Annotated in this window: 15 protein-coding genes and 1 pseudogene; 11 read left to right on the top strand and 5 right to left on the bottom strand. The window is 53.8% G+C overall.

Translation table 11 applies throughout. The annotated features are described in order from the left end of the window. Nucleotides 1-111: 111 nt before the first annotated feature. Nucleotides 112-858: a GTP pyrophosphokinase gene (locus tag DYE26_RS16875; RefSeq protein WP_036625652.1), complete on the bottom strand. Its 747-nt coding sequence runs from the start codon at nucleotides 856-858 to the stop codon at nucleotides 112-114. 125 nt (nucleotides 859-983) lie between these two features. On the opposite strand from DYE26_RS16875, the pseudogene DYE26_RS34880 reads away from it, so the two are divergent. From DYE26_RS34880 to DYE26_RS16850, 5 genes and pseudogenes are all read left to right on the top strand, one after another. Continuing rightward, nucleotides 984-1,232: pseudogene (locus tag DYE26_RS34880) on the top strand (cell filamentation protein Fic); the annotation flags it as partial. Between the two features lie 508 nt (nucleotides 1,233-1,740). Further along, on the top strand, nucleotides 1,741-2,844 hold the full coding sequence (locus tag DYE26_RS16865) for a glycerol dehydrogenase (protein ID WP_036625650.1): 1,104 nt from the start codon (nucleotides 1,741-1,743) through the stop codon (nucleotides 2,842-2,844). Between the two features lie 621 nt (nucleotides 2,845-3,465). Beyond that, entirely contained in the window at nucleotides 3,466-6,159 is a 2,694-nt protein-coding gene (locus tag DYE26_RS16860; RefSeq protein ID WP_036625649.1) for a beta-glucosidase, read from the top strand. Nucleotides 6,160-6,294: 135 nt separating this feature from the next. Next, complete coding sequence (locus tag DYE26_RS16855) at nucleotides 6,295-7,737, top strand: glycoside hydrolase family 30 protein (protein WP_240534181.1); 1,443 nt, start codon at nucleotides 6,295-6,297, stop codon at nucleotides 7,735-7,737. Nucleotides 7,738-7,780: 43 nt separating this feature from the next. Next, nucleotides 7,781-8,179, top strand: coding sequence for a DUF1259 domain-containing protein (locus DYE26_RS16850; protein WP_082207922.1), 399 nt, complete (start codon nucleotides 7,781-7,783; stop codon nucleotides 8,177-8,179). A gap of 109 nt (nucleotides 8,180-8,288) precedes the next feature. Here the strand turns inward: DYE26_RS16850 and DYE26_RS16845 are convergent, their stop codons facing one another. Beyond that, on the bottom strand, nucleotides 8,289-8,504 hold the full coding sequence (locus DYE26_RS16845; RefSeq protein WP_036625643.1) for a helix-turn-helix domain-containing protein: 216 nt from the start codon (nucleotides 8,502-8,504) through the stop codon (nucleotides 8,289-8,291). Nucleotides 8,505-8,904: 400 nt separating this feature from the next. On the opposite strand from DYE26_RS16845, the gene DYE26_RS34690 reads away from it, so the two are divergent. From DYE26_RS34690 to DYE26_RS16820, 4 genes are all read left to right on the top strand, one after another. Continuing rightward, nucleotides 8,905-9,180, top strand: coding sequence for a DUF6809 family protein (locus tag DYE26_RS34690; protein WP_326847784.1), 276 nt, complete (start codon nucleotides 8,905-8,907; stop codon nucleotides 9,178-9,180). Beyond that, nucleotides 9,126-9,248, top strand: coding sequence for a DUF6809 family protein (locus DYE26_RS34560; RefSeq protein ID WP_255310232.1), 123 nt, complete (start codon nucleotides 9,126-9,128; stop codon nucleotides 9,246-9,248). The genes DYE26_RS34690 and DYE26_RS34560 overlap by 55 nt, the downstream gene beginning before the upstream one ends. Before the next feature lie 521 nt (nucleotides 9,249-9,769). Then, nucleotides 9,770-10,966 carry an exonuclease SbcCD subunit D gene (locus tag DYE26_RS16825; RefSeq protein ID WP_036625638.1) on the top strand — a complete coding sequence of 399 codons (1,197 nt, stop codon included), beginning with the start codon at nucleotides 9,770-9,772 and terminating at the stop codon, nucleotides 10,964-10,966. Then, nucleotides 10,923-14,015, top strand: coding sequence for an AAA family ATPase (locus DYE26_RS16820; RefSeq protein WP_036625637.1), 3,093 nt, complete (start codon nucleotides 10,923-10,925; stop codon nucleotides 14,013-14,015). The genes DYE26_RS16825 and DYE26_RS16820 overlap by 44 nt, the downstream gene beginning before the upstream one ends. Before the next feature lie 162 nt (nucleotides 14,016-14,177). Here the strand turns inward: DYE26_RS16820 and DYE26_RS16815 are convergent, their stop codons facing one another. Further along, nucleotides 14,178-14,426 (bottom strand): spore coat protein, encoded by a 249-nt coding sequence (locus tag DYE26_RS16815; RefSeq protein ID WP_036625634.1) that lies wholly within the window; start codon nucleotides 14,424-14,426, stop codon nucleotides 14,178-14,180. Between the two features lie 17 nt (nucleotides 14,427-14,443). After that, complete coding sequence (locus DYE26_RS16810; RefSeq protein ID WP_036625631.1) at nucleotides 14,444-14,629, bottom strand: hypothetical protein; 186 nt, start codon at nucleotides 14,627-14,629, stop codon at nucleotides 14,444-14,446. Between the two features lie 1,009 nt (nucleotides 14,630-15,638). Here DYE26_RS16810 and DYE26_RS16805 point away from each other — a divergent pair. After that, nucleotides 15,639-17,216, top strand: a complete 1,578-nt coding sequence (locus DYE26_RS16805; RefSeq protein WP_240534180.1) for a methyl-accepting chemotaxis protein — start codon at nucleotides 15,639-15,641, stop codon at nucleotides 17,214-17,216. 87 nt (nucleotides 17,217-17,303) lie between these two features. Continuing rightward, nucleotides 17,304-17,723: an NUDIX domain-containing protein gene (locus DYE26_RS16800; protein ID WP_036625627.1), complete on the top strand. Its 420-nt coding sequence runs from the start codon at nucleotides 17,304-17,306 to the stop codon at nucleotides 17,721-17,723. 112 nt (nucleotides 17,724-17,835) lie between these two features. Here the strand turns inward: DYE26_RS16800 and DYE26_RS16795 are convergent, their stop codons facing one another. After that, the gene (locus DYE26_RS16795; RefSeq protein ID WP_036625626.1) at nucleotides 17,836-18,753 is read right to left on the bottom strand and encodes an aldo/keto reductase; all 918 of its coding nucleotides are present in this window, start codon (nucleotides 18,751-18,753) and stop codon (nucleotides 17,836-17,838) included. Nucleotides 18,754-18,900 lie beyond the last annotated feature (147 nt).

Here is an 18,900-nt window from a genome sequence, read left to right as displayed (position 1 = left end):
AATTGCCTCTATTTCTCTCAATGAACGGATATCGCCGAAATAACGACACTTTTTGCACCTATTTTTTATAGCTGTTTATTTGAATCAACCAGCCGGCCTGTGCGGCAGCGATTATTCCGGCTCTCCCGACAGCAGTCTAAGCAAATTCTCGGGAATGTTGATCTTGCGGTCGTCGATCAGCAGCTGAAATTCGCCTGCCGCGGCGGCCTGATTAGCAAGCTTGATCTCCTCCATCTCCCGCTGCAGCTGCTCCATTTTTATATCCAGCTCGTACGCGGTGTCGGCGGCTTTTTTTAAATCCTGAAGCAGCCGCTCCGGGACGGACTCATTGTATTTGTAAAAAATTTTGTGCTCCAGGCTGGCCCAGAAATCCATGGCGATCGTACGGATCTGAATTTCCACGCACACCGGCTCTTCGCCGTCCGACATGAACACGGGAACCTCGACCAGCATGTGCAAACTTTTGTAGCCGTTCGGTTTCGGGTACTTGATGTAATCCTTGATCGACAGCACGTTTAAATCCTTCTGGTTTTGCAGCATTTGGCTGATCCGGTATATGTCCGAAATGAAGGAGCAGGTGATCCGGATGCCGGCGATATCGTGGATGCTGCTTTTGATGCCGTCCAGGGAGAGCGGACCGCCTTTGCGGTAAATTTTCCTCATGATGCTCTCCGGGGATTTGAGGCGCGATTTCGTATGCTCGATCGGATTATAGTCGTGCAGCATTTGAAATTCTTCCTGCAGAATCTCGATTTTCGTCTCCATCTCGTGCAAGGCGAACTTATACATCATCAAAAAACGGGTCAGCTTTTTCTGTAAGGCTCTCATTTGTTCCAAGGGTAAAGAAATATCGGTCATGTTTACCGTCCTTTTTTGGCTAAGAAGTCTGAAAATAATTCAATAAGTTTATTATACCGCAGGGGGGAAGGTAGATTCCAGAAAGGGGGATGCTATAATGGTAAATATAGTTAAGGAGGGGGGATATGCGCTTTGACACCATCGAACAATTAAAAAAAGAGCCGGACGCAGTTCGGCCATTCCCGCCGGCGGCCGTCAAAAATCTGGACGAGGTATATCGGATAGAATGGACGTACAACTCGAATGCGATTGAAGGCAACACGCTTCCCCTCTTTGAAACGAAGCTCGTGCTTGAGGAAGGTTTAACGATCGGCGGCAAAAAGCTGCGCGAGCATTTTGAAGTCGTCAATCACTCCGAAGCTATCGATTACGTTAATCGCATTAGGACCACTGCAAATAGGGGGAATATCATGAGAACGGAAGACCAAATCAAGCGCAAACTATATGAATTAAAACAACTGTCGGCCAAAAGAGCTAATGACCCTGTTGTACAAGCCCAGATTGAGATGCTGGAATGGGTGTTAAACCAGCCGATCGAGAAATACCACGTTTAAGAGGTTGTTCAAAAAGTCATCTTTCCATGACGAAGTCGTTCATGAAGCGGGTTCGACGTCGAATCTTGAATTCAGCCGGGCCTTCCGTTGCTCACGTAGTCTCAACTACGCTCCGCTACTCAGTCCCTAGCTTCATCCGACCTACAGCGTTTTGAAAAAACGCACATCGGAAGCATACGCTTCGGTCCTGAAAACCTGACTTTTTGAACACGAACTTTAAATAAAAGTTTGGTATAATAAATTGGGTATGATAAATTTGGCATAATATAGAATGATTGGCACATGTTAAAACCGAATATGAACAAAAACCATGTAAGGAGCGATCGCAATGGCAAACATCGTTTTTATCTCACCGGGCAAATACATTCAGGGCGCAGGCGCTTTGCAGGAACTGGGCAAACACATTAAAGAGCTGGGCCGTAAACCGCTGATCATTGCCGATGAGGTGGTTTGGGGCATTACCGGGGACGTGATCAAGCAAAGCTTGTCCGCGGAGGGCAAGGAGTTTCATTTCGTTTCTTTTAACGGCGAAGCTTCTTCCAATGAAGTGAACCGCATCGCCCAGGAGGGGCGGTCGCAATCCGTCGATTTCGTCATTGGCGTCGGCGGGGGCAAAACGCTGGACACGGCCAAGGCCGTTTCCGACGAACTGAAATCCAAAGTGGTGATCGTTCCGACCACGGCGTCGACCGATGCGCCCACAAGCGCTTTGTCCGTAATCTATAGCGATGCAGGGGTATTCGAGTCCTACCGGTTTTACCATAAAAATCCCGACTTGGTTCTGGTCGATACCGCCGTTGTGGCTAAAGCGCCCGCCCGCCTGTTCGCTTCGGGGATCGCCGACGCGATGGCAACTTGGATTGAAGTGCGCGCCACGGTAAAAAGCAACGGTACCGCCATGTCCGGGGGTAAAACGAGCATTGCCGCGCAAGCGATTGCCCAAGCCTGTGAAGAAACGCTGTTCAAGTACGGAATTCCCGCTTATCAAGCTGTGCAAAAAGGGCTGGTTACCCGGCATGTGGAGGCGGTTGTCGAAGCGAACACCCTGCTGTCCGGCCTCGGTTTCGAAAGCGGCGGTTTGGCGGCGGCCCACGCGATCCACAACGGATTTACGGTGTTGTCCGGCGATATCCATCACTTAACCCACGGCGAAAAGGTAGCCTACGGCACGCTGGTTCAATTGATGCTGGAACTGCATCCCGAGGCGGAGATCATCAAGTATATTGACTTTTACCAGGAACTGGGGCTTCCGACAACCTTGAAGGAACTGCACCTGGAACATGTGACTTTTGAGGAACTGCTGAAAGTGGGCCAAGCCGCCACGCAGCCGAATGAAACGATGGTGAATCTGTCGAGCGAAATCACGCCCGAGCAAGTAGCCAACGCCATCTTGGCGGTTGATGTGTTGAGCAAGCAGGTGGGATCGGCTTAAACCGATCGGTTCAGCGTTATATCGCAGGGCGAAATCAGCCGGAGAAAATCCAAAAAGCGGAAGTGCATGCAACTCGTGCGCTTTCGCTTTTTCTTTGTACTTTAGTTACTTTGTTCTAATTTTCAATAGTTAACTTTTTGTAACTTATTCCGGAAAAATAAGCACTATTTTTTTGGAACTTCAGTCTTATCAAGGTCATAAAAGTTACAAAATTTTAAGTTATAAAGTCCTACAATAAAACGGTTACTTATATTATTTTCCAGATATGTGAATAGGCATTCCATTTTTTAGGTAGTGCATTCAGCGAATTTTTAGCTTAACGTTTTATTTAGGCATGCGGGGGCGGCGGTTCAAGCCGAGAGTACGCACCAGAAAATGATGGCATTCGTCGGTCGGCAGATAGGACGCTCCCAAACACGCCCGGGATAAGAAGCGTTACTAAATCTTATTTTTCACGTGTGAGCAATTTGTATTAAGCGTTTGAACACGTAATTTGCCCAATGCATGTCAGCTCCATCGGTTGCTCCGCCTGCGTACATACCGTTAAGAGACGGAGAGGAACTGGGGCAACCGACGAAAAAATTTGCAGCATCCGATTATGCATAAGGAGGAGAACAACCAGTGAAAAAAACATCACAAATGCTGTTTCGTATGATGCTCGCTGCAGTGATCGTTTCGGCCGCAATCATTTCGCCGTTCGGCACGGTCAAAGCAGCCGGGACAAATGCCGAACAGCCTTGGTTCGACATGTCCAAATCCCCTGAGGAGAGGACCGAGCTGCTGCTTCGGGAAATGAAGCTTGAGGAGAAGATCGATTTTGTAACGGGGGACGTTAACAACAACTACGGCTTTTACAATGCCCCGATTGAACGCTTGGGAATCCCCGCGTTGACCATGGCCGACGGTCCGACCGGCGTCCGTGTGGCGAACTCCGAAATTCAGGGTAAAAAATCAACGGCTTTTCCGACGCCGATCGCGCTGTCAGCCACCTGGAATACGGAAACGGCGGCGCGCTACGGAGATCTGGTCGGCAATGAGGCGTATAATACGACTCATAACGTCTTGCTTGGACCGGGTTTCGATATCGCACGGCTGCCTTGGGGCTCCCGCAATTTTGAATCGCTTGGTGAAGACCCGCTCCTGCAATCGAAGCTTGGGGTCGAATATGTGAACAGCGTGCAGAAATATCCGGTGATTGCCACCGCCAAGCATTATTTGCTGAACAATCAAGAGACGGACCGGTTTGCGGTGGACACCCGGGCAAGCGAACGGGCGATTATGGAAATTTACTCCCGCCCGTTTGCGGCTGCGGTGAAAGAGGCCGACCTCGGTTCGGCCATGTGCTCCTTCAATCGGATCAACGGTGTTTTCGCCTGCGAAAATGAGACGGCGCTGACGAAAATTCTTAAAGACCGCCTTGGCTTTAAAGGGTTTATTATGAGCGACTACGGCGCCAATCTAAGTACGGCGGAGTCGGCGCTGGCCGGCCTCGACCTGGAAACGCCGGGCAAGCCTTATGGCGAATGGGGAGACAAGCTGTTGGCCGCCGTTAAGAACGGCCAGGTCGGAGAAGATGTAATCGATGGAATGGCTCGAAGAATCTTAGTACAGATGTTCGATAAAGGATTGTTCGATAAGCCTGCCGTGAACGTGCAAATCCCCGCCAAGGAACATGGCCAAGCCGCGCTGGAAATGGCCGAAGAAAGCATGGTGCTGCTCCAGAACGAAGATAACGCGCTTCCGCTGCATGCGGACAAGCTGGACTCCATCGCCGTCATCGGCCCGGATGCGGACAGCTACGCTACGGTTGGCGGCAGTTCCCTGGTCCAGCCGACGTATACCGTAAGCCCGCTGGAAGCGATCCGGGAGCAGGCCGGAAAAGGAGTTCAAGTGGAGTATGCGCCGGGAACCGACCCGATCTCCACCGGAGATATCGTCAACGGCCCGTCCGCGGTGCCTTCTTCCATGCTGTTCCCGGCAAGCGGCAAATCATCCGCTTACGGGTCATCCAAAGAATCGGGACTGCATGGGGAATACTGGACCAACAACAAAATGGAAGGCGAACCGTCCCTAACCCGAACGGACCGCCAAGTCAACATGAATCTCGGCTTTTATAACTATGATGGGCTGAATGGGCAATCCCAGAAGTTGACGAAGCTGCCCAACGAATATAACGGCATGATGTCAGCGCGTTGGACCGGCTCGATCGCCGCGCCCAAAACCGGCGAGTATACGTTGTCCATTACGAGCATCGGATCCGGCAAGCTGTATTTCGACGGCGAGTTGTTGATCGACAACAAGGGCGAAAAGGTGGAAACAAGCAAAGCCAAGGTGAACCTCACCGCCGGAGAAAAACACGACGTCCGCATCGAATACCGCACGGATTGGCCGGACAACCTGGATTCCGATTTCGGCGGACTGATCCGGTTCGGATGGGAACCGCCGGCCGGAGCGGTCGATGTAACAATGCAGAAGGCGGTTGATCTCGCCAAGCGTTCCGATGTCGCTATCGTCGTGGTTCGCACTTATGAAAGCGAAGGGTATATCGACCGTTCCGATTTGGAGCTGCCGAACAACCAGGACCAATTGATTGCCGAGGTGGCTGCCGCCAATCCGAACACCATCGTCGTTTCGATGAGCGGCCGGGCGGTCGAAATGGACACCTGGCGGCAGAATGTTAAAGGCATCCTGCAAGCCTGGTATGCCGGGCAGGAACAAGGTCATGCCATCGCGAACATTTTGTTCGGCAAAGTCAACCCTTCCGGCAAGCTGCCGGTGACTTTCCCGGTGGACGATGAACACACGCCGGTGTCGACCGAGCAGCAGTTCCCGGGCATCGACAGTAAGGCCGATTACAGCGAAGGCGTGATGGTCGGTTATCGCGGTTACGAGTTTAGCGGCATCAAGCCGGCGTTTGCCTTCGGACATGGCTTGTCGTATACGAATTTTGAGTACCGCAACGCGAAAGCCAAGGTAAGCGGCAATAAAGACGACCGTAAAATCAAAGTATCGCTAAATTTGCGCAATACCGGCAAGGTTACGGGGGCGGAAGTGGTGCAAGTGTACACCGGTAAGCTGCCGGCCGCAGTTGAAACGGCGCCGAAACAGCTGGCCGGATGGGCCAAGGTCGAGCTTCAGCCGGGCAAGCAGAAGCGGGTGGAGATTGAACTGGATCCCCAAGCGCTGTCTTATTGGGACGAGCAGTCGGGCGAATGGGTGATGCCGCAAGGCAAAGTTCCGATTTATGTCGGCAGCTCTTCCGAGGATATTCGCCTGAATACCAGCGTGACCGTCGGAAGCCCGTCGGGGAAATAACATCTTGTTGCACGCCCGTCATCCGCTTAAGGACGGAATAAAAGAGTAGCGGAAAGAGCCGCAGCACTTTGCTTCGGCTCTTTCTGTGTATAAGCAAAGAGAAAGGGGGAGGCGCTTATCCGTTACCGGGTTGTTTTGACTTTTATCGCGTGTGTTGTTGTCCTGCTGTTCCTGCAGTTGTCCCGCACCGGCTTTTCGGCCGGCGAACTGACTGTGGAATCCTGGCTGACGACGCCCGATCGAAATAATCTGTTGACGCCCCAGCCGGTATCGGTCTTCAGCGGGACAGGCAAATACGGCGACGCGGTCATCGAAGTGGATGCCGGCCGGCGATATCAGACGATCGAAGGGTTCGGCGCGGCCGTTACCGGTTCAAGCGCTTATTTGATCGGCGGGAAGCTGTCCGCTTCGCAGCGCGAGGCGCTGCTGGACGATTTGTTTACGGACCGCGGAATTCGCCTCAGCTACGTTCGCCATACGATCGGAGCGTCCGATTTTTCGGTGGATGAATCCGGCAAGCCGAGCAGCTATACCTATGACGATGTTCCTCAGGGGGAAACGGACTTTGAATTAAACAACTTCTCTGTTCAGCGGGACGCCCGGGTCATCGACCTGATGCGGGAAATCGTCAATAAAAATCAACAGCTTAAGGTCCTCGGCACTCCCTGGACCGCTCCGCCCTGGATGAAATACGGGGAAACCGTATATAACGGCTGGTACTTGGATTATACCGACGAGCGGGTCTACCGCGCATATGCCGATTATTTTGTCAAATATATTCAGGCATACGAAGCGGCGGGCGTTCCGATCGATGCGATTACGGTGCAAAATGAACCCGAATTCACCACCCCGGATTATCCGAGCATGAGCATGGGGGCGGAGGAGCAGGCGAAATTTATCGGCGGCTACCTCGGCCCGGCCATCGAGCAGAGCGGGCTGGGCACCAAAATTATCGCCTACGATCACAACTGGGATCTCGGCGAATCGTATGCGCGAACCGTGCTGGGCGACGGGGAGGCGAGCAGGTATACTGAGGGGACGGCTTATCACTGCTACGGCGGCGAGCCGAATGTGATGACCAGGATTCATGACGCGTTCCCGGACAAGGCGGTCTATTTTACGGAATGCAGCGGCGGGAGCTGGAGCGAGGATTTCGGGAGCAACCTGAGCTGGCTGATGTCCAAGCTGCTCATCGGCGCCACCCGCAACTGGGCGGAGACGGTGCTGCTCTGGAATTTGGCCCTTGATCCGGAGGGCGGTCCGGTAAATGGGGGCTGCGCGGATTGCCGCGGCGTCGTGACCATCGACCCGGAGAGCGGTGCGGTAACCCGGAATGCGGAATATTACGCGCTGGGCCACGCCAGCAAATTCGTAGGTCCCGGAGCGGTCCGGATCGAATCCTCGCCGGCCGAAGCGGACATCGAGAACGTGGCGTTCCGCAACGCGGACGGCACGATCGTATTGATCGCCGCCAATACCGGCGAGACGCCGCACACCGTCAAGGTGGTCTGGAAATCGCGTTCATTCGTCTACTCGCTGCCCTCACATTCAGCGGTCACGTTCAGGTGGCCGGGCTAAGATTTAAGAAATAGGTTTTTAAACCGGCCGACGGAAAAATTTCATAATTCATCCGGCCAGAGCTCGCTCCGGTGCAACACCTCAAGTTATTAACGGCGTCTGCACCGCATCGAGAGTCCGTAATAATATTAAACCTATTATTCTGGGCAAGCGAAGCAGATCGTTTCTGGCGATCCCCCAAGCATTCTCTTTCGAGAGCATCGGTAAAGACGGACGCGCTCTTTGTCTCGGAGAAACCGTGATCCTGACCGCTGAGATCAATCCGTTTATCACCCGTCTTAGAAAGCATAATATAAAGGTAACGGCCTTGCATAACCACTGGCTTTTTGATAAACCCAACCTTTGGTATATTCATTTTGAAAAGAAAGAGAAACCCTTGGTATTTGCCAAAGAAGTTCGCAATGCGTTGGACGTTTTGACAACCCGGATTGTAACACCGTAAGGAATACCGACGTTGCTTAGCTGCCATATAAAAAGTCCTCAAACCCGTTGGATCGGTTTGAGGACTTTGTCATTTTACGGACCTTTGCCGCGGCGCAATCGGGCGGTCTCTATCGATCATTCTCATCCACGGACACGATCAGTTGATCGACCGTAATTTCCAAAGCATTGCAAATCTGCTCCAGCGTGCGGATATAGACTCTGTCCACGGAATCGGAACAAAGATGGTTGATGGTCGCAATCCGCATATTCATCGACAGGGCGAATTGTCTTTGCGAAATATTCCGTTCGGCAAGGATTTCCCGTAAGCGTATACGAATTTTCATAGTTCCTCCATTACCTTAAAGAGTAAACGCAATTATTATAGCATAGTTCGGAAAAAAGTGTATTGACCTATACCCTTAAGAGTAGTATATTGGCAATAGGAATTTTACTCTTAAGAGTAATAAATTTTGGGAGGTGAAATCCATAGCTAAAGAAAATAGGGCGTCCTTTTTCGGAAAATCCGAAAGAAATCCGTCTTACGGTGCGGCTTGATAAGAGGCATAATGATATCCTCGAACGCTATGCAGCAAAGCATAAGGTGACTAGAAACGAGGCTATGAGACGGGGCATCGAGAAACTGGACGACCATGCATAAGAAAGGGAAGTGGCTCACTCCCACAAAAGAATTCGCCACTTCCGCCACGCAGTTGCCTGATCGACAGACTGCACCCTAAATTTAACATGTGTATGTCTTTCTTTCAAGGCGCCGCGACCCACTACGAAAGGAAGATGAAAATGAAAAGCATACTGGAAGCCTTATACTGCGGTGAAATCCACCCGGAGGCAACGATTGTCCCTGCAAATCCCGAGTACCGAGCCGTAAATCGAAAACTATCCGAGGCCATACAAATGTGGAAAGAGAAGCTTAGCTTTCGCCTAATGAGTTTAAGCAGCTTGAGGTTATGCTGGATTTACGTCTCGAGTCGGAATCGTTATTGGCTGCAGCTTCTTTTGTGAACGGCTTTCAACTGGGGACGCTGATGATGATCGATGTGTATTCGGCTAAGGATGGGCTTGGGTTGTAGTGTAGATAACGATCGTTAGATACGCCGAGATTGCACCGACGTAAGTCCGAGTGAAGTCCATGGGAAATCCTTAGAAAGTCCGTGCTTAGCCGTAATTATATAACTAGTCTGAAGTATCCATTTCCTCACGTTACCCCGCAAGCGAACGAAGTGCAAAAGTGCAGTTCATTCGGCCCCAATCAAGCCATTTATACGGGTTCAAATGCAAAAGTGCAGGCGATTTTTGCCATTTTGATCAAACTTGTCTCCAAACCTCATTTTCAACTGCACTTTTGCATTTCACTGGGCAAATTTACCGATTTTAGCTTATTTCAACTGCACATTTGCATTTGGAGCGGCCGTGGCGTGGGAACCACTGGTATTTGGGGCGGCCGGGGAGCTGGAATCACGGGGCATTTGGAGCTTTTTGAGCTGAATCTTCTGATATAATAGAGTTGCTTAGACGAAAATAGAAACCGGCGAGGTATAAATACACTAGAATCGTGTTTTGGTCATAGAAGAGAAAGGATGGTCGGAAGCTGATGAAAATTTTTCACACGGCGGACTGGCATCTGGGGAAGCTGGTGCAGGGCGTATATATGACGGAGGATCAGCGGCACGTATTGCAGCAGTTTGTAAATGAGATTGAAGCGGAGCGGCCGGATGCGGTAATCATTGCGGGCGACTTGTACGACCGGGCGGTTCCGCCGACGGAGGCCGTGCAATTGCTGGACGATGTGCTGGAGAGCATCGTGCTGCGGCTCAAGGTGCCGGTGCTGGCAGTGGCCGGGAATCACGACAGCCCGACGCGGCTGGATTTCGGCCATCGCATCATGAGGGCGTCGGGATTACATATTGCGGGGGTGCTGTCCTCCCCGCTTGAACCGGTGGTGCTACGCGACGAGCATGGGGAGGTTCATTTCCATCTCGTCCCTTATACCGAACCCGGCAAAGTGCGGCAGACGTTCGGCGAGCAGGAGGTCCGCACCCATGATGACGCGATGCGGGTCATTACGGACGCGATCAAACGGACGATGGATCCGGGCGCGAGACATGTGTTGGTCGGACATGCCTTCGTGACGCCGCACGGGGAGCCGGAAGCGAACACCAGCGATTCGGAGCGGCCGCTGGCGATCGGTGGAGCCGAGCATGTGAGCGCCCGGCATTTTGCCGGATTTCATTATACGGCGCTGGGGCATTTGCATCAGGCGCATCATGTCGCTAATGAAACGGTCCGTTATGCCGGTTCGCCGCTAAAATATTCGATTTCCGAGGAGCATCACCGGAAAGGATATTTGATCGTCGAGCTGGACGGCGCGGGGCTGGCGCGGGTGGAGCGGCGGCCGCTTGTCCCAAGGCGCGATATGCGCACGGTGGAAGGGCTGATCGCCGATATCGAGCGCCATCCCGTCAACGAAGATTACGTGTTTGTGCGCCTGCTGGACGAGGCGCTGGTGCTGTCCCCGATGGAACGGGTGCGCTCGGTGTATCCGAACGCCATGCATGTGGAGCGGAAACAGGCGATCCGCGGCCTGACGGGAGATCTGCAGGAAACCCAGGGCCGCGCGCAAATGGACGGGTATTCTTTGTTCAGGGCTTTTTATCAGGAAGTTACGGGCGACGAGCCGTCCGCGGAAACGGAACGGCTGTTTGCCGAGACGCTGCAGGAAATCGTCTTGAAGGAAGGGGAACGGGATGAAGCCATTGAAGCTGACGATGACGGCGTTCGGGCCGTATAAAGATACGGAAGTCATCGATTTCTCCGAGCTGGAGGAACATCGCCTGTTTGTGGTTTCCGGGAATACCGGAGCGGGTAAAACCTCGATTTTCGACGCGATCTGTTTTGCCTTGTACGGCAGCGCCAGCGGCGAAGACCGGAATGACAGCAAGATGCTGCGCAGCCACTTCGCGGACGATCAGGTATACACCTCGGTGGACTTCGAATTCGAGCTAAAAGGGCACGTATACCGGGTGTTCCGGCAGCTTGCCCACGTTAAAGCGGGCAACAAGGTGGCGACGGGCGACCGGTACGAGCTGTATGAATTGGCGAATGGAGAAGAGATCCCTCTGACCGACCGTCAGATCGTTTCGCAAATCGACCAAAAAATCCGCGAGCTCATCGGCTTGACCAAAGAGCAGTTCATCCAGATCGTTATGCTGCCGCAGGGCGAATTCCGCAAGCTGCTGACGTCGGAGACGGAGAATAAAGAGGAGATTTTGCGGCGGATTTTCAAGACCGGACTGTACAAGCACGTCGCCGACCACCTCAACGAAAAGCGCAAGGAAATGCAGCAAATTTGCCACAGTCTGCAAAAGACGCGGGATTTGTACATAGAGCAGGCCAAAAGCGCTTTGGGCGGGCGCGAAGGCTCCGCGCTGCACACCGTTTTTCGGCAGGAATATTACAATACCCATCAGGTGCTCGAGGCGCTGGATCAGGAGATCGCCTATTTCGCCGGACAGACCAACGAGAAAAAGCAACAGCTCGAGCGGGAAGCGGCCGAGCATCAGCGGCAAACGGCGTTATATCATCAGGCCAAAAGCGTCAACGAGCAGTTTGATCTCCTCGAGCAGAAAGCTGCAGCCTGGCAGCAGCTGGCCGAGCAGGAGCCGGAATACCGGGAAAAAGCGGCGCGCCTTAAGCGGGCGGAGCAGGCCGTGCATTTGCAGGTGTATGAACGGCATGATGCGGAAGCGGCGGACGATTTGGCGCGAAAAGAAAAGCTGCTGGAAGCGGCCCAGGCCCAAAACGAGACGGCCAAGCGGCTGTTGGAGACGGCAGCGGCCCGGTATGCCGAGGAAGAAGGCAGGAAGGAAGATAGGGAGCAGGCTTTGCGCGAGCTTGACCGGCTGCAGGGCTTTCTGCCGACGGTCAAAGAGCTTGACGCCAAGCGGCAGCTTGTCGCCGCGCTCGCCGCGGCAGCCGAGAAGCTGTCCAAGCAGGCGGAGCAAGTTCAGCGCGAGTTAGAGCTGCTAAGGACGGAGCGGTCCGCCAAGGGGGGCCGGGTCAAAGAAATCGAAGAGCGGGTGGCCTTGTTGCCGGATAAATCCGCGAGATTGGCCGTTCTTAGGCAGCAGGCCCAGATCGTGCAGGAGTATTTGAAGCTGTCCGAAAAAGCGAAAAAAGAGCGGGAAACCGAGCAGGGGGCGAAGGCGGCTTACGAACATGCCAACGAGCTGTATACGGCGCTGGAGGAGCGTTGGATGGAAGGGCAGGCGGGTTTACTCGCCGCTCTTCTGCAGGACGGCGAAGCCTGCCCGGTGTGCGGCAGCGTTCATCATCCCCAGAAGGCGGCGGCTTCGGGAGATGCGCCGGACAAAGCAGCGCTCGACCGGCTGCGCCGCGACAAAGCGGATGCCGAAAAAGCCTACCTGCAAGCGCAGGCGGAACTCGCCGCAACGCGGCGGCAAATGGACGAGCGGCTGCAGGAGGTGCGGGAGCATGGATTTGATCCCGCCGACATCCGCCATGTTTATGACGAACTGGTGAAGGAAGGGAAAGCGCTGGCCGCCGAGGAAAAAGCGCTCAAGGAACAGCACGCCGGGCTGTTGGAGCTGCGCAAGGAACTGGAAGCTCTGGAGCAGCGGTTGGAGGAGCTGCGGTTGCGAAAAGAGCGGGCCGACCATGCCAGCCAGGAGCAGAAGACAAGTTATGCGCGGGAGAAGGCGCTGTTCGATCGGGAGCTGGCGGCCTTGCCCGAGGATGCTCGCAGCTTGAATCAGCTGGAAGAGCGGATTCGGCAGGCGGAGCAGCGGAAGACTTTACTGGAGGCGGCTTGGCATGAAGCGCAGCAGCGCTACCAGGAAGCGAACGGGCAGAGCATCAAAGCCGGGGAAAACCTGAGCCATGCGGAGAGCCAGCTTGCGGACGCCCGGGCTCAGCGGGAGAAGGCCCGGCAAAGTTATGCCCAAGCTTTAACCCAGGCCGGCTTCGCCGCGGAGGAAGAGTATAAAGCCGTGAAAATGGCGGATGCCGAACGCCAGGCGCTGAAGGAGCAAATCGAAGCCTACAACGCCGCCGTGGCCGCCAACCGGGCCCAGCTTGAGGAAATGAGGGCGCAATTGGCCGACAAGAAGCGGCAGGACCTGGCCTCCATGGAACTGCGGCTGCAAGAGCTGGAGCGGCAAGTGGAGACGTTGCGGAAGGAGTGTCTGCTGGCCGAAACCCAATGCAAAAAAGCGGAGGAAAGCAAGCAGGACATTGTGCGCGCGGAGCAAACGTGGCAGGAAGCCGAACGGGAGCATGGGCTGGTCAAAGGACTGTATGACGTCGTGCGCGGGGAAAACAGCAAAAAAATCTCGTTCGAGCGTTATTTGCAAATTGAATTTTTGGTCAAAATCATCCACCATGCCAACGAGCGGCTGGCCCGGATGTCCGGCGGCCAATTTTACCTCGTCCGCAGCGAACGGATGGAGAAACGCGGGAAACAAAGCGGCCTCGGACTCGACGTGTACGACAATTATACGGGCCAGCTTCGCGACGTCAAGACGTTGTCCGGCGGGGAAAAATTCAACGCCTCGCTGTGCCTCGCGCTCGGCTTGGCCGACGTGATTCAGGCCTACGAAGGCGGGATTTCGCTGGAAACGATGTTCATCGATGAAGGCTTCGGCTCGTTGGACGAAGAATCGCTCAACAAGGCGATCGAAACGCTGATCGACCTGCAGCAATCCGGGCGCATCATCGGCGTCATCTCGCATGTGCAGGAACTGAAGCAGGCGATCCCGGCCATTCTCGAGGTCAAGAAAACGAAAGAAGGCCACAGCCACACGCGTTTTGTGCTGACCTGATTTGCGGTTGACGGCCGCCTGTTTTTTTCGCTAATTTTGCATTATTGATCATAAGACATCATAAGTTGAGTCCCGATTCGTAATTTGATGAAAGACGTAAAGAAAAAGATGACTTCGGCGGTTACCGAGGCCATCTTCTTTGCGTTCGTAAATTCCCTGATATCAACTGCCCAACTGCGACTTCACCTGTTGAATTTCCTGGTTGTCGGCCATCATGGCCGGTTGGTAAAAGCCTTTGGATTGGGCGAGCTGAAACAGCTCGTATTGCGATGCTTCACAATTGTTTCTGATCTGCTGAATCGTGGCTCTCAGCTGGGGATTGGCGCATTCCGAGATCACGTTGGTATAGGTCGTCAAGCTGCTTTTGACCATGGAAAGCGCATCGTTGACCATTTCTTTGTCCTGCATCATGTTGACCTGCCTCCTCCCTATTTCAAAAATGACATCAGCTGCTGTTTGGTGTTTAACGCGGCCTGGGCCGATTTCTCAAAATAAGCTTTCACCTGCGGATCGGTGCATTGCTGCGCGTAGGTCAGCATCTTTTGGTTTTCCGTCTCGTGGGCGCCGATCAGATGCCGCAGGTTTTGCAGCTCCACTTGATTGATTTGGGCCATCCTCTCGCTCCTTTCATTGGAATTCACTGGTTATTGTCTTCCGATTGCGGACAAATATGCGGGCAGCCGCGTTTTCCCGCTCCAGGAAAGGGCGAATGATGAATGAATTGTGACGGCTCGCGTTCGAAACTATGGCATTGCCTATAAATTTCCGCGTCAGTTCCCGGTCAGTTCCCGGACTTGCCATCCCCAAATGCTGCTGTTCTAATCTCCAACATTTTGCTAACCCGTGTCCTAAGTCATAGATATTATGAAAATAGTCACTGTAATTTTAGAAGTAATTGTTAAAATTTAGTAGTCTCGCTTATAACTTTGGACTCAACTTTATAATCAATGCTTGACAGTCAAGCCGGCAACCAATCGTGGCAAGAAGTGCCGGAAGGGCGTTGAAGGCTTGAGGACAGGGAAGGCTGGTGGGGTGGTCGGCAGATCAACATCCGCTGTCCGGACGCTTTGCACGATTATCCCATTTGGTCAGGAAGCAGAGAAGAAGATAAATTCAAGAGAAGGAGGTATATTCGGGAGAAGAAGATCACCTGAACCGCCTCATTTTTTCCTTTTCTCATTTTTCTTTATCCCGTACACAAGCCCCCCTTGCCCCTGAACGAAAGGGATAATCGTGCAAGGCAACATGCAGGGACACCAGGACACGAACGCTATATAGACATATAGACAGCCACCTCAGTCCGGCATCCTGGAATCCATGGAGCCAAAGTCACAATATTCGTCAAGCACTGATCTCGGTTTTGAGCCTAACTTTGTTGTGTAAATCATCATAAAAAAGGTGGCGAACTTTATGATCGGGCCAGTCAAGCCAAGCGAAACAGCTAGGCCAAACAACCCAGACAATCCAAACAACCCAGACAACTTAAACAAGCCGTTGCGTTCCTCCGGACGGATCGGATTTTTTAGATCGTTAACCGGAAAAATACTTGCCGTCCTGCTATCGTTGATAGCGGTTTGCGCCGTGTCCTTTGCGCTGGTCTCGCACACGGAGATTCAAAGATCGATGACCAGCCAAATGAAAAGCGACGGGACGACTCTTGTGGCCAACATCAAGCGGGAAATCGTCAAGGATGAGCTGCTGAATTTGCAGGAATTGCAGCAGGTGTTCCAGACGATCCAACAGGACAGCGGCGGCAATATCGTCTACATTTCGCTTGCCGATGCCAAGGGGCAGGTGATCGTTTCGGACAGCAGCCTGCGCAAGGAGGGGGAAGGCGCTGTAGCGGATGCTGTCTCTTCGGCTTCGGCGGCCAACACCGGCAGCGATCTGTCGGCGGTCGTTGAGCGGCAGGAAACGCAGGGCCGCATTTTAGAAACGGCCGGCGGGGAGAAAGTGTACAATATTTCCACGGATTTTACGTACAGCCCGGAGCTTTCGGGAGCATTAAACGTGGGGATATCGCTGAAAAGCATGTACGGCCAAATCCGCGAGGCACAGCTTGAAACACTTGTGCTTTCGCTGCTCATATTCGTTTTGGCGGCGGGCATCGGGCTGGTCCTGGCGCGGAAAATGATCCGGCCGATCGCCATGATGTCGGAGCGGATCAAAAGCTTTGCCGAAGGGGATTTCACCGCCGAATTGACCCATCGCGGCAAAGATGAGATCGGGGCGATGGCCGGCGATCTGGCTCATATGCGGCAAACGCTGGGCGGAATGGTCGAAACGATTCAGAAGAACGCGGATCAGGTGTTCGCAAGTTCCCGGGAACTTGCCTCCATGATCGATGAAACCTCCCAAGCGAGCGGGGAAATCTCCAGAGCCGCGGATGAGCTGGCGGCCGGTTCCGGCGGCTTGGCGGCGAATTCACAGGCCGGGCTGGACCGGCTTAACCGGCTGGCGGCGGAAATCATGGCGCTGACCGAACGTGCGGGCCGGATGAAAGCGAGCATTGAACAGACGCGGGAAGCCAACCAGGCCAGCATGAACAGCATGGAGCAGCTGCAGCGGGCCATCCGCGAAAATGCGGAGGTCACCTTGAAAATCGAAGAACAGGTGAACGCGCTCAGCGTCAAATCGGAAGCGATTACGGAGGTTGCGGCGGTGATCAAAGCGGTGGCCGGACAAACGAATTTGCTCGCCTTGAACGCCATGATTGAAAGCGCCAGAGCGGGCGAACAAGGGCGCGGCTTTGCCGTCGTCGCCGAGCAGATCCGGGGTTTGTCGGAGCAGACGAGAGGGTCGGTTCAAGGGATCGAGGACATGGTCCGGGAAGTCGGCGCGGCCGTGGCCGACGCCAAAAGCTACATGCGGCAGGGAGCCGAAGCTATCAACCGGACGAACGCCGCGTCCTTGGAAACCGGGGAAGCTTTCAACATGATAGATCGCACGGTACAGCTGGTTACCGAGGAAATCGAAGTATTAATCAGCGGCATTGCCCAGGTTAACGAAGATAAAAACGAAGTGATCGGAACGATCGAAAGCATGGCGTCGATTGCCCAGGAGGCCACGGCGTCCACAGAGGAGATTTCCGCCTCCACGCAGCAGCAGCTCGCCAATATGGAGCAGGTATCGGCCTCCGCCAAAGGGCTGGAGTCCATCGCGGATCAACTCGGCAAATCGGTGGAACGATTCAAATTTTAATTGGAGCGTCCGTTCCCTAAGCTTTATAATTATGGACAAGTGTGTTTCATGTGTGTTTATTGAAAGGTGGGGAATAGGTTGAGTGTTATGCCGGAAGTTCCGAGATTGGGTGTGGGGGCCGTTATTTTAAACGAGCAGGGCGAAATTTTGCTGGTGCGGCGAAACCGGGAGCCGGAAAAAGATACATGGAGCATTCCCGGCGGAAAAGTGGACCTGTATGAGACGATGGAATCTTGCGTCGTCCGGGAAATTAAAGAGGAAGTCGACCTCGACGTGGAAGTGAAGGGCCTGCTTTGCACGGCGGAACTGATCGAACCGGAGAAGGGGAATCATTGGGTTTCGGCGTTGTATGAAGCGGCCGTGACGGGCGGAGAGCCGCGCAATATGGAGGAGGGCGGCGCCATCGGGGAAGTGCGCTGGTTTTCGCTGGACCGGCTTCCCGGCAATTTGGCCCGGTTTACCGTGCCGGCGATCGCTCAATTGCAAAAGCGGAGCGAGAAGCTCTGACCTTGCTTTGGCGGAAAAAACAAAAACGGATGCTTCCCTCTGCGGGGGCATCCGTTTTGCCGATTTGCTCTCAATATATCACCGGATCAGCCCTTGCCTATGGCGGCAAGTTTTACGGCAGCACGTTGCCCGCCGCGCGGTAAATTTCGTACCATTCCTCACGGGTCAGGCGAATGTCGGCCGCTTTGCAGCAGTCTTTGAGCCGTTCGATGTTCATCGTGCCGGTCACCGGCTGCATCCGCGCCGGATGGCGAAGCAGCCAGGCGATCGCGATGGTCGTGTTGGTTACGCCGTATTTGCCGGCGATTTCGTCGATTTTTTGATTGAGCTCGGGGAATTTATCGCTTCCCAGGAACACGCCTTCGAAAAATCCGTATTGGAACGGCGACCACGGCTGAATCGTAATGTCGTGCAGCCGGCAGAAATCCAGCACGCTGCCGTCGCGGTTCACGGCCGCATCGTTTTCCATGTTGACGTTGATGCCGCTAGAAATCATCGTGGCGTTGGTGATGCTGAGCTGCAGCTGGTTGGCCACGAGCGGTTGTTTGACGTGTTTTTTCAGCAGCTGGATCTGCATCGGGTTCTGGTTGGAAACGCCGAAATGGCGCACCTTGCCGGAGCTTTCGAGCAGATCGAACGCCGCGGCGACATCTTCGGGTTCAACCAGCGCATCGGGGCGGTGCAGCAGCAGCACGTCGAGATAATCGGTTTTCAGCCGCTTCAGGCTGCCGTCGACGGAGGCCAAAATATGCTCCTTGGAAAAGTCGAAGCTTCCTTGGCGAATGCCGCATTTCGACTGCAGGATGATCTTTTCCCGGACATCGCTCGTCATATGGATGGCTTCGGCGAAAATTTCTTCGCAGGCTCCGCCGCCGTAAATATCGGCGTGGTCGAAAAAGTTGGCCCCTTCCTCCAGCGCGGTTTGCACAAAACGTTCTGCCGCGGGTTTGTCCAAAGAATTTATGCGCATGCAGCCGACGGCCACGACCGGCACTTCCAGCGAGCTTGTTCCAAGCTTGATCGTTCTCATTCGTTCGTGATTCCTCCTTAAGCGGATTAGGTGCTGGGCTGCCCGGTTTTGATTATATGTAAGCGATACCATGATATCGTGCCAAACAAGCCCGGCCCTCCATTATTTTGGCACAGGGAACCTGCGGTTTTCAAGGCCGGCCGCAAA

It is taken from the genome of Paenibacillus macerans (assembly GCF_900454495.1).
Lineage (GTDB): Bacteria > Bacillota > Bacilli > Paenibacillales > Paenibacillaceae > Fontibacillus > Fontibacillus macerans.
Note: the sequence above shows the minus strand (reverse complement) of the source record. Positions and strands in the feature narration are given on the sequence as shown.

What these genes read in the sequence shown, in the direction of transcription:
- DYE26_RS16875 (WP_036625652.1), bottom strand. Translation starts at nt 858, where the DNA reads ATGACCGATATTTCTTTACCCTTGGAACAAATGAGAGCCTTACAGAAA.
- DYE26_RS16820 (WP_036625637.1), top strand. Translation starts at nt 10,923, where the DNA reads ATGAAGCCATTGAAGCTGACGATGACGGCGTTCGGGCCGTATAAAGAT.
- DYE26_RS16805 (WP_240534180.1), top strand. Translation starts at nt 15,639, where the DNA reads ATGACCAGCCAAATGAAAAGCGACGGGACGACTCTTGTGGCCAACATC.
- DYE26_RS16865 (WP_036625650.1), top strand. Translation starts at nt 1,741, where the DNA reads ATGGCAAACATCGTTTTTATCTCACCGGGCAAATACATTCAGGGCGCA.
- DYE26_RS16810 (WP_036625631.1), bottom strand. Translation starts at nt 14,629, where the DNA reads ATGGCCCAAATCAATCAAGTGGAGCTGCAAAACCTGCGGCATCTGATC.
- DYE26_RS16800 (WP_036625627.1), top strand. Translation starts at nt 17,304, where the DNA reads ATGCCGGAAGTTCCGAGATTGGGTGTGGGGGCCGTTATTTTAAACGAG.
- DYE26_RS16845 (WP_036625643.1), bottom strand. Translation starts at nt 8,504, where the DNA reads ATGAAAATTCGTATACGCTTACGGGAAATCCTTGCCGAACGGAATATT.
- DYE26_RS16825 (WP_036625638.1), top strand. Translation starts at nt 9,770, where the DNA reads ATGAAAATTTTTCACACGGCGGACTGGCATCTGGGGAAGCTGGTGCAG.
- DYE26_RS34560 (WP_255310232.1), top strand. Translation starts at nt 9,126, where the DNA reads ATGCTGGATTTACGTCTCGAGTCGGAATCGTTATTGGCTGCAGCTTCT.
- DYE26_RS16795 (WP_036625626.1), bottom strand. Translation starts at nt 18,753, where the DNA reads ATGAGAACGATCAAGCTTGGAACAAGCTCGCTGGAAGTGCCGGTCGTG.
- DYE26_RS34690 (WP_326847784.1), top strand. Translation starts at nt 8,905, where the DNA reads ATGTGTATGTCTTTCTTTCAAGGCGCCGCGACCCACTACGAAAGGAAG.
- DYE26_RS16815 (WP_036625634.1), bottom strand. Translation starts at nt 14,426, where the DNA reads ATGATGCAGGACAAAGAAATGGTCAACGATGCGCTTTCCATGGTCAAA.